The following is a 12,390-nucleotide window of genomic DNA, read 5'->3' as shown; positions in this document are numbered from 1 at the left end:
CGAATGGACCCGTGAATCCCGAAGCACCCGAGGAACGCGGCACCCCCGTCGGCCGCCGCGTCTTCCTCGGCACCCTCGCTCTCGGCGCCCTGGGGGTCGTCGCCGCGCCCCCGCTCCAGCGCGGCCTGGAGACCTTCCTCGGCAACGCCGCCGACAAGGACCCCACCGGTCTGACCGGCCTGCTCCCCAACGGGGGCGGCTTCCGCTACTACTCCGTGGCCTCCTCCGTCCCGCACAAGGACGCCACGGACTACCGTCTCACCGTCGACGGCCTGGTCGACCGCCCCGCCACCTACACCCTGGCCCGGCTCAGGGCCATGCCGCAGACCCGCATGGTCAAGGACGTCCAGTGCGTCACCGGCTGGCGGGTCCCCGACACCCCCTTCGAGGGCGTACGGCTCTCCACCCTGCTCGACGCCTCCGGCGTCCGGGCCGAGGCCGGCGCCGTCCGCTTCACCTGCTTCGACGGCACCTACACCGAGAGCCTCACCCTCGACCAGGCCCGCCGCGCCGACGTCCTGGTCGCCCTGCGCATGCAGGACAAGGACCTCGGCCACGACCACGGCGGCCCGGTCCGCCTGTACGTCGCCCCCATGTACTTCTACAAGTCCGCCAAGTGGCTCTCCGGCATCACCGTCACCGAGGACGTGGAGCCCGGATACTGGGAGGACCGGGGCTACGACGTCGACGCCTGGGTCGGCCGTTCGAACGGGCGGGACGATGAGCCTACGAGCTGAGGCACCCCCCGTGACCAGGATCCCCCGCTTCACCCGCGCGGAACGCTGGATCCACCGCACCACGGCCGCCCTGATGGGCGTCTGCGTGGTGACGGCGTCCTTCCTCTACGTCCCCGAGCTCGCGCAGCTCGTCGGCCGCCGCGAGCTGGTGGTCCGCGTCCACGAGATCGCGGGCGTGCTCCTGCCCCTCCCCGTCCTGGCGGGCCTCGCCTCCCGCGCGTTCCGCGCCGACCTCGGTCACCTCAACCGCTTCGGCCCGCACGACCGCCGCTGGCTGCGCGCCGCCCTGCGCCGGGACAAGCGGCGCGCGTCCCGTCCGGCGGCGAAGTTCAACGCCGGGCAGAAGATCTACGCGGCCTGGATCGCCGGGGCGACGCTGGTGATGCTCGGCACCGGCCTGATCATGTGGTTCACCCATCTCACCCCGATCATGTGGCGCACCAGCGCGACCTTCGTCCACGACTGGCTGGCCCTGACCATCGGCGTCGTCCTCGCCGGCCACATCGGCATGGCCCTCGGCGACCCTGAGGCCCGCCGCGGCATGCGCACCGGCTCGGTGAGCCGCGACTGGGCAGACCGGGAACACCCTCTGTGGCCCCACTGACCCGGCCGGCCCGGGCCCGCCCGGAGATCCGGTTCGGGGCCCGGGGGACGGCCGGTGGGGTAGTCACAGGATCAGGGAGAGCAGCAGGACCAGGCCGCCGGCGACCACGGAGATCAGGGTCTCCATGACCGACCAGGTCTTGAGGTTCTGGCCGACGCTGAGGCCGAAGTACTCCTTGACCAGCCAGAAGCCGGCGTCGTTGACGTGGCTGAAGAACAGCGAGCCGGCGCCGATGGCCAGCACGAGCAGGGCCGCGTGGGTGGCCGACATGTCGGCGGCCAGCGGGGCGACCAGACCCGCCGCCGAGACCGTCGCCACCGTCGCCGAACCCGTCGCCAGCCGGATCGCCACCGCGATCAGCCAGGCCAGCAGCAGCGCCGGGATCGACCAGTCCTCGGAGATCTCCAGGACCATCCGGCCCACCCCGCAGTCGATCAGCGTCTGCTTGAAGCCGCCGCCCGCGCCGACGATCAGCAGGATGCCCGCGATGGGCGCGAGGCCCTTCTCGACCAGCCCCGATATCCGCTCCTTCGTGAACCCGGCCGGCCGGCCCAGCGTGAAGATGCCCACCAGGACGGCCGCGAGCAGCGCGATCAGCGGGGAACCGAGGACGTCGAAGACACGCTGCACGGTGTGCGTCGGGTCGTCCACGACGATGTCGACCAGTGCCTTGGACAGCATCAGCACGACGGGCAGGAGGATCGTGGCCAGCGTGGCACCGAAGCCGGGGCGGTTCTCCAGCTCCGCCGAGGGCCGCTGGGGGATCATGCGGTCGGGCGCCGGGACGTCCACCCACCGGGCCGCGAACCGGGAGAACACCGGTCCCGCGATGACGACCGTCGGGACGGCGACGAGCACACCGAGCGCCAGCGTGACGCCCAGGTCGGCGCCGACCGCGTCGATCGCGACCAGCGGCCCGGGATGCGGAGGCACCAGCCCGTGCATCACGGACAGACCGGCCAGCGCCGGTATGCCGATCCGCATGAGCGAGTAGTTGCCCCGCTTCGCCACCATCAGCACGACGGGGATCAGCAGCACGACCCCGACCTCGAAGAACAGCGGCAGCCCGATCACCGAGGCGATGAGCACCATCGCCCACGGCATCGAACGCCCGCCCGCCCTGGCGAGGATCGTGTCGACGATCTGGTCGGCGCCGCCGGAGTCCGCGAGCATCCGGCCGAGGATCGCGCCGAGCGCGATCAGCACGCCCACACTCGCCACCGTGGCGCCGAGCCCGGTCGTGAAACTGGTGATGACCTTGTCCAGCGGCGCCCCGGCGAACGCGCCGAGCGCCAGCGAGCCGACGGTCAGCGCCAGGAAGGCGTGCAGCTTGAACCGGGTGATGAGCAGGACGATGACGGCGATGCCCGCCAGTACGGCGATGCCCAGCTGAGCGTGGCCGGCCGAGGTGATGGGCTCGGCGGTGTCCGCTGCCAGCATCTCGACGCTGAGTCTGGTCACGGTGGTCCCTTGCGGTGATGGGGAGGGGGAGAGGGGTACTGACGACGGGTGTCGGACAGCCCGGCGAGTGCCTGCGCGGCCCGCCCGGTGATCTCCTCGGGCGTGCCGGAGACGTCGACGACGACCCCCGCCTCGTCCGGCTGGATCGGCTGCAGCGTGGCGAACTGGGAGTCGAGCAGCGCGGTCGGCATGAAGTGACCCCGCCGACGCGCCATCCGGTCCTCGATCAGCGCACGGTCGCCCGCGAGGTGCACGAACACGATCCCCGGGGCCGAGGCGCGGAGCCGGTCCCGGTACGAGCGCTTCAGCGCCGAACAGCTCACCACCCCGCCCAGCCCCTCCCGCTCCCGCGCCCAGGCCCCGATGGCGTCCAGCCACGGCCACCTGTCCGCGTCGTCGAGCGGGGTGCCGGCCGACATCTTGGCGATGTTGGCCGACGGGTGGAAGTCGTCGCCCTCGGCGTAGGGAACGCCCAGCCGGGCGGCGAGCAGCGGACCGATCGTGGTCTTGCCCGTGCCGGCGACGCCCATCACCGCGACGACGTGGGGGGTGTGCATCTCTGCCTCGCTGTCTTCCGAGCCGTCCGACGACGACACCTGATGTCGACCGACACTGAAACCGATTAGGTACGACTAATTCAAGAGCCTGTGACAAATAAATCTGACTTTTTGAGGCTGTGATCCACCACGTACTCTGTGTGCATGACCACTCCGGGCCGGGGTCTGCACGGCCGAGTACTGGACACCCTGGGCCCCGCCATCACCGCGGGCGACTACCCGCCGGGCAGTGTGCTGCGGACCGACGAACTGGCCCAGCGCTTCGACGTTTCACGCTCCGTGATGCGCGAGGCGGTCCGTGTCCTGGAATCCATGCACCTGGTCGAGTCCCGCCGCCGCGTGGGCGTGACGGTCCGCCCCAAGGCCGAGTGGAACGTCTACGACCCCCAGGTCATCCGCTGGCGCCTGGCCGGCGCCGACCGCCCGCACCAGCTGCGCTCGCTCACCGTCCTGCGCTCGGCCGTCGAGCCGGTCGCGGCGGGCCTGGCGGCCCGCAACGCCACGGCCGCGCAGTGCGCCGAGCTGACCGAGTGCGCGCTCGGCATGGTGGCCCACTCACGCGGCCACCAACTGGAGGGCTACCTCCTGCACGACGTCGCCTTCCACCGCGTGATCCTCACGGCCTCCGGCAACGAGATGTTCGCCCGCCTCGGCGACGTCGTGGCCGAGGTCCTGACCGGCCGCACCCATCACGAGGTCATGTTCGAGGACCCCGACCCGGCCGCCGTCACCCTCCACGTCCAGCTCGCCGAGGCCGTCCGCGAGGGCGACGCCCCGCGCGCCGAACACCTCACCCGCGAGATCACGGCCGGCGCCCTCCAGGAACTGGACGTCCTGGCGCCGTAGACCGGCCGGTCGGGTCAGTCCAGGAAGTCCCCGTCCACGTACACCCACGCCCCGTCCACCCGCTCGAACCGGCTGTTCTCGTGCAGCGAGCCGCCCCGGAAGGACGCGCGGAACTCCACGGTGCCCGTCGTGTGGAAGGCGGACCCGTCCTTCGTGCCGAGGATCTCCAGCCCCGTCCACCGCGTCCCCGGATCGAGCTCCAGCCGCGCCGGCCGGGTCCGCGGGTGCCAGGTCCGCATCAGATGTGCCGCGTCGCCCCTCACGAAGGCGGTGTAGCGCGAACGCATCAGGGCCTCGGCGGTCGGGGGGCCGGCGGGACCGCCGGCGGTCCCCCCGGTCGAGCTCGTCCCGGACGGGGAGAGGTAGCGGCCGCAGCAGGCCTCGAACGCCCGGGGCAGCCCGCACGGGCAGGAACGCGTCGTCATGACGGCCATTGTGCTAGGCGCTCGCACGCGTCTCGGCCATCGGCAGCGGCGGCAGCGCCGTCCCGTACACCCACGCCTCGAACAGCTCGTCGAGCGGCTCGGGCGTGAACCGCGCCGCGTGGACGGCGAACATGGACGTCGTCACCGCGCCGCCCCGGTGCAGACCGAGCCAGCCGCGCAGCATCCGGAAGAACGCGTCGTCGCCGAGGGCGCAGCGCACCGCGTGCACGGCGAGCCCGCCGCGCTCGTACAGCCGGTCGTCGAACATCGACTTGCGGCCCGGGTCGGCGAGCTTCAGATCCTGCGGCAGGGAGGAGAGCAACCGGTGTGCGGCGGCGGCGAGTTGCTGGGCGCTGCGGCCGCCCGACCGCTCCGACCACAGCCACTCCGCGTACTTCGCGAACCCCTCGTTGAGCCAGATGTGCCGCCAGTCGGCGATGGACACGCTGTTGCCGAACCACTGGTGGGCCAGCTCGTGTGCCACCAGCCGCTCCGAACCCCGGGCCCCGTCCACATGGTTGGCGCCGAACAGCGACAACCCCTGGGCCTCGACGGGGACATCGAGCTCCTCCTCGGTGACCACGACCGCGTACTCGTCGAACGGGTAGGGCCCGAAGAGCTGTTGGAACAGGTCCATCATCCCCGGCTGCCGGGCGAAGTCACGCGAGAACTCCGGCAGCAGGTGCGCGGGTATGTGCCCGTGCATCGGCACCCCGCCGAGCCCCGGATCGCCCAGCAGCACCGTCTGGTACTTGCCGACCGACAACCCGACCAGATAGCTCGACGTCGGCGCCGACTGCTCGTACACCCAGGTCGTCGTCGACGCCTTCGTCGTACGGGTCAGCAGCCGTCCGCCCGCCACCACCGCGTACGCCGACGGCGTGGTGACCGAGAGCAGGTACGACGCCTTGTCGGCGGGACGGTCGTTGCAGGGGTACCACGAGGGCGCCCCCACCGGCTGGCTCGCCACCAGCGCGCCGTCCGCCAGCTCCTCCCAGCCGAGCCCGCCCCAGGGGGAGGACACCGGCTTGGGATTGCCCGACCAGTGCACCTCCACCGTGAACGCCGCCCCCGCCCGCACGGCCTTGGCGGGCCGGACGCGCAGCTTGCCGCCCCGGTGCGTGTAGTGCGGCTGCCGGCCGTCCACCCGGATCCGCCCGATCCTGAAGTCGGCCAGGTTCAACTGGAATTCGGTCAGCGCCGCGCGTCCCGCGATCGCGTTGATCCGGGCCGTCCCCGACAGCCGGTTCGGGCCGGGACGGTAGTCCAGCGTGAGTTCGTAGCGATGCACCCGGTAACGGGGATCGCCGTTGCCCGGGAAATACGGGTCCGGACCCACCGACTGCTGCACTGCCACTTCCCCGTCCGTTCCCTGCGCCGTACTCGAACCACCCGTCGCTGCACCGCCCGCGGTCACCGAGTGGCCCCGATTCAGGGACGCCATGCCTCGATCGGGTTGCCGAGCCAGCGGGTGTCGTCGGGGACGGACTCCGCGGCCATGACGAGCGACGCGGGACCCAGGGTCGTACGGGCCCCGATCGTGCTGCCGGGCAGCACGATCCCGCCAGGACCCAGCGTGGCGCCCTCACGGAGGACCACAGTATCCGTCCGCAAGATCCGGTCGTGGAAGAGGTGAGTCTGCAGGACGCACCCCCGGTTGACCGTGACCCCGTCCTCCAGGGTCACCAGGTCCGCCTCGGGCAGCCAGTAGCTCTCCACCCAGGCGCCCCGGCCGATCCGCGCCCCGAGCGCCCGCAGCCACGCCGTCATCACCGGCGTACCGGGCACCGCGCCCGCCAGCCACGGCACCGCCACCACCTCGACGAACGTGTCCGCCAGCTCGTTGCGCCACACGAAGGAGCTCCACAGGGGATGCTCCCCGCTGCGGTGCCGCCCCACCAGCAGCCACTTCGCGGCGACCGACAGCAGACCGGCCGCCGCACCCGCGCCCAGCAGCACCGGCCCGCCGAGGAGCGGCGCCCAGCCGCCGAGGGCACACAGCGCGGCCACCGTCAGCACGGCCAGGCCCGCCGAGCAGAACACCGGCACGATCCGGCACAGCTCCACCAGCGCGCGTGCCCACAGCAACCGCGCGGGCGGATCGTACGTACGGCTCTGATCGCCGCCGGCGGTGCTGCGCGGCAGCTTCACCGGCGGCAGACCCAGATAGGAGCTGCCCTTCTTCGCCTTCTTCGGAGTCGCCGACAGCACACCGACCAGCCCGCCGTCCGGCACGCTCCGGCCCGGCGCGGTCATCCCCGAATTCCCGAGGAAGGCCCGCCGCCCGATCTGCGCGCGCCCGATCCGCACCCAGCCGCCCCCCAGTTCGTACGGCGCGGTCAGGGTGTCGTCGGCCAGGAACGCGCCCTCGCCGACCGTCGTCAGGCTGGGCAGGGCCAGCACCGTCGACACCTCGGCGCCCCTGCCGATCCGCATCCCCAGCAGCCGCAGCCACACCGGCGTGACCAGCCCGGCGTACAGCGGGAACAGGGTCTCGCGGGAGCGGTCCATCAGCTGCGTGACCGTCCAGGCCTGCCAGCCCACCCGGCCGTGCGTGGGGTGCGTGCCCTCGCGCAGGCCCAGACTGAGCAGCCGTACGGCGACCAGGAGCAGCAGGGCGTACGCCAGCCCGTAGGCGAGCGTCGCCGGGACCAGCGCCGCCGCGGCCCCGCGCAGCGCCCCGCCGAGCCCCGGGCCCGGGGTGACGAACACACCGGCCACCAGCAGCGCGGCCCCGGCCGCCGCCACCGGCAGCAGGTTCAGCGCGACGCCGGTCAGGCCGTACATCACCTGCCAGTACCTGCCCCGCGGCGGCCGCTGCGCGGGCCAGTTCCGCTTGGCCTTGCCGAGCTTGACCGCGGGCGCCCCCGCCCACCGCTGGCCGGTCGGAATCTGCCCGGCGACCGCCGAACCCGGCGCCACCTCGGCACGCTTGCCCACCCGGGCGCCCGGGAAGAGCATGCTGCGCGTGCCGACGACGGCGTGCGCGCCCACCTTGACCGCGCCGATCTCCAGCCGGTCCCCGTCCAGCCAGTACCCCGACAGGTCCACCTCCGACTCCACGGCCGCACCCCGCCCGAGCTTCAGCAGCCCGGTGACCGGCGGCAGCGCGTGCAGGTCCACGTCCGGCCCGATCCTGGCGCCCAGGGCACGGGCGTACCGCTCCAGCCAGGACCCGGTCAGCGAGGTCGCCCCGCTGAACTCGGCCAGCCGCTCGGCCGCCCACAGCCGCACATGCACCGGCCCCCCGCGCGGGTGGCGGCCGGGCCGCACCCCCCGCAGCAGCAGCCGCGCCCCGCCCGCCGCGAGGGCGATGCGCCCGGGCGGGGTGAAGAACAGCAGGGCCCCGGCGGCCACCAGCCACCAGGGCGCCGCCGGCAGCCAGCCGTAGCCGGGCAGCAGCTGGCCCAGTGCGGCCAGTACGACCGTCCAGCGCAGGGCGAGCAGGGTGAACAGCGGAAGGAGCAGCAGGAGCTGGACGAGCTGCGCCTTCCTCGGAACCGGCGCGACCGTGCGGCTGCCGCCGTCGTCCTGCGCCGACTCCTCCAGCCGGCGGGCCAGCTTGCGCAGCACCGGCTGCTGATAGAGGTCGAGGACGGCGGCGCTCGGGTAGCGCGTGCGCAGCCGGGTGGTGAGCTGGGCGGCGGCCAGGCTGCCGCCGCCGATCGCGAAGAAGTCGTCGCGGGCCGAGACGACCGGGACGCCCAGCACCTGCGTCCACTGCTCGGCGAGCCAGGCCTCGGTGCCGTACAGGTCCTCACCCGCGGGTACCTCGACAGTGTCGAGCGGCCACGGCAGCGCGTCGCGGTCGACCTTCCCGGACGTACGCGTCGGCAGGTCGTCGACCGGCGCGAGCAGCGGCACCAGGGCGGCGGGCAGCGCGGCCCGCAGCCGCTCCACCGCCTCGGCCCGGTCCCAGCCGTCCTGCGTGACGACGTACCCGACGAGCAGCTGGTTGCCGCCGCGCGCCGTCCGCACCGCCGCGGCCGCCCCCGCCACCCCGGGCAGCGCCCGCAGCGCCGCGTCCACCTCGCCCAGCTCGATGCGCCGCCCGCCGAGCTTGATCTGCTCGTCGGCCCGGCCGAGGAAGACCAGCCCCCCGGGCTCGGCCCGGACCAGGTCCCCGCTGCGGTACGCCCGCTCCCAGCCCAGCGACCGCAGCGGCGCGTACTTCTCCGCGTCCTTCCCGGCGTCGAGGTAGCGCGCGAGCCCGACCCCGCCGATCACCAGCTGACCGGTCCCGCCCATCGGCACCGGTTCACCGGCCTCGTCGACGACGGCGAGCTCCCAGCCCCGCAGCGGCAGCCCGATCCGGACCGGTTCCTCTCCCGACATCAGCGAGGCGCAGGCGACCACGGTCGCCTCGGTCGGCCCGTACGTGTTCCAGACCTCCCGCCCCTCGGTCACCAGGCGCTGCGCCAGCTCGGGCGGGCAGGCCTCCCCGCCGAAGATCAGCAGCCGTACGTCGTTCAGGGTCTCGGGCTCCCAGAGCGCGGCCAGGGTGGGCACGGTGGAGACGACGGTGATCTCCTGCTCGACCAGCCACGGCCCGAGATCGGCGCCGCTTCTGACCTGCGACCGGGGCACGGGCACCAGGCAGGCGCCGTACCGCCAGGCCAGCCACATCTCCTCGCAGGAGGCGTCGAAGGCCACCGACAGCCCGGCCATCACCCGGTCCCCCGGCCCGAGGGGCTCCTCGGCGAGGAACAGCGCGGCCTCGGCGTCCACGAACGCGGCGGCGGCGCGGTGACCGACGGCGACACCCTTCGGCTTCCCGGTCGAACCGGAGGTGAAGATGATCCACGCGTCGTGCCCGACACCGGGCCGGGCGGCCGGCACGTCGGACACCCCGTGCACGGCGATCTCGTGCCCGGCGCCGACGACGGCCCGCACCCCCGCCTCCCCGAACACCAGCTCGGCCCGCTCGTCGGGGTCCTCGGCGTCGACGGGGACATAGGCGGCACCGGCGGCGAGGACGGCCAGGATCGCCACGTAGAGGTCGTTGGTGCCGGACGGCACCCGCACCCCCACCCGGTCCCCGAGGCCGACCCCGGCGGCGGCGAGCCGGCGCCGCAGCCGCTCCACCTCGACGGCGAGCGCGCGGTAGGTCAGGGGCGTGGTGCCGTCGTCCAGGGCGAGCTCGTCCGGGTACGACCGCACCGACGCGTCGAAGACGTCGACGAGCGTGCGCGGAGAGGTGGCCGGGCCGCCGGAGAAGCATGCCGTGTCACCGAGCTGGGCGATTTCTTCGTCGAGCAGGCCGAGAGCACCGCTCTCGTGTATGGCTGCCATCGGTCCTCGCGTCTCGATCCCGGAAGCCTCCGGGGCGCCGACGGGCCCGCAGGTCTGCCTGGGGTTGTCCGTGCCGGCTCCGTAACAAGCCGGAAATTTTAGTACGACGCTAGGGTCGTCCCCTTGTGTCAGCCAGCCGGGACGGCCGTTCGGGGGCTGCCGGGACGGCAGGGCGGGGGAGATGACCTGCGTGATCTTCGGCCGGGGAGACATCGGCCACACACACGAGCGAGGGCCGCGACCAGTGGTCGCGGCCCTCGCTCATCTCGCGTGTCCGAGGGGGGACTTGAACCCCCACGCCCGATAAAGGGCACTAGCACCTCAAGCTAGCGCGTCTGCCATTCCGCCACCCGGACAAGGTGTCTGTCGTGCGGGGTTTCCCTCGCGGCGACGTCGTAAACATTACCAGGCTTTCCGGGGTGCCCCGATCACAGGTGGCCGGCGGGCGGACGCGCCCGGCGTGAACGGCGTGAACGGCGTGTGACGGGCCGGGAGCGGTCTTGGGCCGGGGCGGCACGGAGGGGGAGGATGAAGGAGGCCACCGGCAGTCACGGCGGCCACCGGCGGTGACGGTCACCGTCGGCAGGGACGGCGACCGTCGGCAGGGACAGCGGGAGGAAGCAGCGTGAGCGACACGGCCAGGAGCGTCACCGGCGAGGACGAGGTCGTGGACCTCTGTCGCGAGCTGATCCGGATCGACACCAGCAACTACGGCGACCACTCGGGTCCGGGCGAGCGCAAGGCGGCCGAGTGGGTCGCCGAGAAGCTCGCCGAGGTGGGTCTCGAACCCCAGATCTTCGAGTCGCATCCGGGGCGCGCCTCCACGGTGGCCCGCATCGAGGGCGAGGACCCGTCCCGGCCCGCGCTGCTCATCCACGGCCACACCGACGTCGTCCCCGCCAACGCGGTCGACTGGACCCACCACCCCTTCTCCGGTGAGATCGCGGACGGGTGCGTCTGGGGCCGGGGCGCCGTCGACATGAAGGACATGGACGCGATGACCCTGGCGGTCGTCCGCGACCGGCTGCGCTCCGGGCGCCGGCCGCCGCGCGACATCGTCCTCGCGTTCCTGGCCGACGAGGAGGCCGGCGGCACGTACGGCGCCCGTTATCTCGTCGACCGCCACCCGGACCTCTTCGAGGGCGTCACCGAGGCGATCAGCGAGGTGGGCGGGTTCTCGTTCACCGTGAGCGAGGAACGGCGGCTCTACCTCGTCCAGACGGCCGAGAAGGGCATGCACTGGATGAAGCTGACCGTCGCCGGGACCGCCGGACACGGCTCGATGATCCACCGGGACAACGCCATCACCGAGCTCTCCGAGGCGGTCGCCCGGCTCGGCCGGCACACCTTCCCGGTGCGGGTCACCAAGACGACCCGCGCCTTCCTCGACGAACTCGGCGACGCGCTCGGCACCGAGCTCGACCCCGAGGACATGCAGGCCACGCTCGCCAGGCTCGGCGGCATCGCCAAGCTGATCGGCGCGACCCTGAGCAACACCGCCAACCCCACCCAGCTCGGCGCCGGCTACAAGGTCAACGTCATCCCGGGCGAGGCCACCGCGCACGTCGACGGACGGTTCCTGCCGGGGCACGAGGAGGAGTTCCTCGCCGACCTCGACCGGATCCTCGGCCCGAAGGTGCGGCGCGAGGACGTGCACTCCGACAAGGCGCTGGAGACCTCCTTCGACGGGGCGCTCGTGGAGGCCATGCAGTCGGCGCTGCTCGCCGAGGACCCGACCGCGAAGGCGATCCCCTACATGCTCTCGGGCGGCACCGACGCCAAGTCCTTCGACGACCTCGGCATCCGCGGCTTCGGCTTCGCGCCGCTGAAGCTGCCCCCGGAGCTGGACTTCGCCGGCATGTTCCACGGGGTCGACGAGCGGGTGCCGGTGGACGGGCTGAAGTTCGGCGTGCGGGTGCTCGACCGGTTCATCGACGCGTCCTGAATCGTCCCGGTGGAACCGGGTTTTCATGAATCGGTCGCCTGTGCGGACATGACTGGGAAGAGTGAATGCGACGATAAGCGCGTAGCCTCATTAATTCCGCCTCGTTGTTGCTGATGCGATTCGCTGCTTGGAATCGCTTTGCCAACAAGGAGGAATAATGATCAAGAAGGTCGTCGCTGCTGCGGCTGCCACGGGTGGGCTGGTTCTCGCGGGTGCGGGCCTGGCCGTCGCCGACTCCGGTGCCCAGGGTGCCGCGGTGCACTCCCCGGGTGTCGTGTCCGGCAACGTGATCCAGGTTCCGGTGCACGTCCCGGTGAACGTCTGCGGCAACACGATCTCGGCGATCGGGCTGCTGAACCCCGCCTTCGGCAACGTCTGCATCAACAAGTGACGTCGACCCGCTGAGGGGCCGTCCACACCGTCGGCCCCGGAGCGCGCGCCATGCGCTCCGGGGCCGACCGGTCTTTTCCGAAGGAATGGCCGAAGAAGTCGAACGACTCGAATGTCCACGAGAACTGGAATG

General features: G+C 72.5%; 10 protein-coding genes and 1 tRNA gene. 5 read left to right on the top strand and 6 right to left on the bottom strand.

The window, feature by feature from the left end:
• Window positions 1-11 precede the first annotated feature (11 nt).
• Window positions 12-737: a molybdopterin-dependent oxidoreductase gene (locus ACFY30_RS24725; protein ID WP_390847307.1), complete on the top strand. Its 726-nt coding sequence runs from the start codon at window positions 12-14 to the stop codon at window positions 735-737.
• Window positions 721-1,341, top strand: coding sequence for a cytochrome b/b6 domain-containing protein (locus ACFY30_RS24720; RefSeq protein WP_390847306.1), 621 nt, complete (start codon window positions 721-723; stop codon window positions 1,339-1,341). The genes ACFY30_RS24725 and ACFY30_RS24720 overlap by 17 nt, the downstream gene beginning before the upstream one ends.
• Window positions 1,342-1,404: 63 nt before the next feature.
• Here ACFY30_RS24720 and ACFY30_RS24715 read toward each other — a convergent pair whose 3' ends face one another.
• Window positions 1,405-2,802 (bottom strand): gluconate:H+ symporter, encoded by a 1,398-nt coding sequence (locus ACFY30_RS24715; protein WP_390847305.1) that lies wholly within the window; start codon window positions 2,800-2,802, stop codon window positions 1,405-1,407.
• On the bottom strand, window positions 2,799-3,359 hold the full coding sequence (locus ACFY30_RS24710; RefSeq protein ID WP_390847304.1) for a gluconokinase: 561 nt from the start codon (window positions 3,357-3,359) through the stop codon (window positions 2,799-2,801). The genes ACFY30_RS24715 and ACFY30_RS24710 overlap by 4 nt, the downstream gene beginning before the upstream one ends.
• A 144-nt stretch (window positions 3,360-3,503) precedes the next feature.
• Here ACFY30_RS24710 and ACFY30_RS24705 point away from each other — a divergent pair, with 144 nt between their 5' ends.
• Window positions 3,504-4,205, top strand: coding sequence for a FadR/GntR family transcriptional regulator (locus tag ACFY30_RS24705; protein ID WP_390847303.1), 702 nt, complete (start codon window positions 3,504-3,506; stop codon window positions 4,203-4,205).
• A 14-nt stretch (window positions 4,206-4,219) separates the two neighbouring features.
• Here the strand turns inward: ACFY30_RS24705 and ACFY30_RS24700 are convergent, their stop codons facing one another.
• The 4 genes from ACFY30_RS24700 to ACFY30_RS24685 form a co-directional block, all read right to left on the bottom strand.
• Window positions 4,220-4,630, bottom strand: coding sequence for a YchJ family protein (locus tag ACFY30_RS24700; RefSeq protein WP_390847302.1), 411 nt, complete (start codon window positions 4,628-4,630; stop codon window positions 4,220-4,222).
• A gap of 13 nt (window positions 4,631-4,643) precedes the next feature.
• Window positions 4,644-5,987, bottom strand: a complete 1,344-nt coding sequence (locus ACFY30_RS24695) for a M1 family metallopeptidase (RefSeq protein WP_390847301.1) — start codon at window positions 5,985-5,987, stop codon at window positions 4,644-4,646.
• Between the two features lie 74 nt (window positions 5,988-6,061).
• Window positions 6,062-9,922, bottom strand: coding sequence for a Pls/PosA family non-ribosomal peptide synthetase (locus ACFY30_RS24690; RefSeq protein WP_390847300.1), 3,861 nt, complete (start codon window positions 9,920-9,922; stop codon window positions 6,062-6,064).
• 271 nt (window positions 9,923-10,193) lie between these two features.
• Window positions 10,194-10,278: transfer RNA gene (locus tag ACFY30_RS24685), tRNA-Leu, on the bottom strand.
• Between the two features lie 269 nt (window positions 10,279-10,547).
• On the opposite strand from ACFY30_RS24685, the gene ACFY30_RS24680 reads away from it, so the two are divergent.
• Together ACFY30_RS24680 and chpH are read left to right on the top strand one after the other, a co-directional pair.
• Window positions 10,548-11,867, top strand: coding sequence for a M20/M25/M40 family metallo-hydrolase (locus ACFY30_RS24680; protein ID WP_390847299.1), 1,320 nt, complete (start codon window positions 10,548-10,550; stop codon window positions 11,865-11,867).
• 157 nt (window positions 11,868-12,024) lie between these two features.
• Window positions 12,025-12,258 carry a chaplin ChpH gene (gene chpH, locus ACFY30_RS24675; RefSeq protein WP_390660745.1) on the top strand — a complete coding sequence of 78 codons (234 nt, stop codon included), beginning with the start codon at window positions 12,025-12,027 and terminating at the stop codon, window positions 12,256-12,258.
• The last annotated feature ends 132 nt before the right edge of the window (window positions 12,259-12,390 follow it).

The sequence above is a fragment of the Streptomyces sp. NPDC000345 genome (assembly GCF_042898825.1).
Lineage (GTDB): Bacteria > Actinomycetota > Actinomycetes > Streptomycetales > Streptomycetaceae > Streptomyces.
Note: the sequence above shows the minus strand (reverse complement) of the source record. Positions and strands in the feature narration are given on the sequence as shown.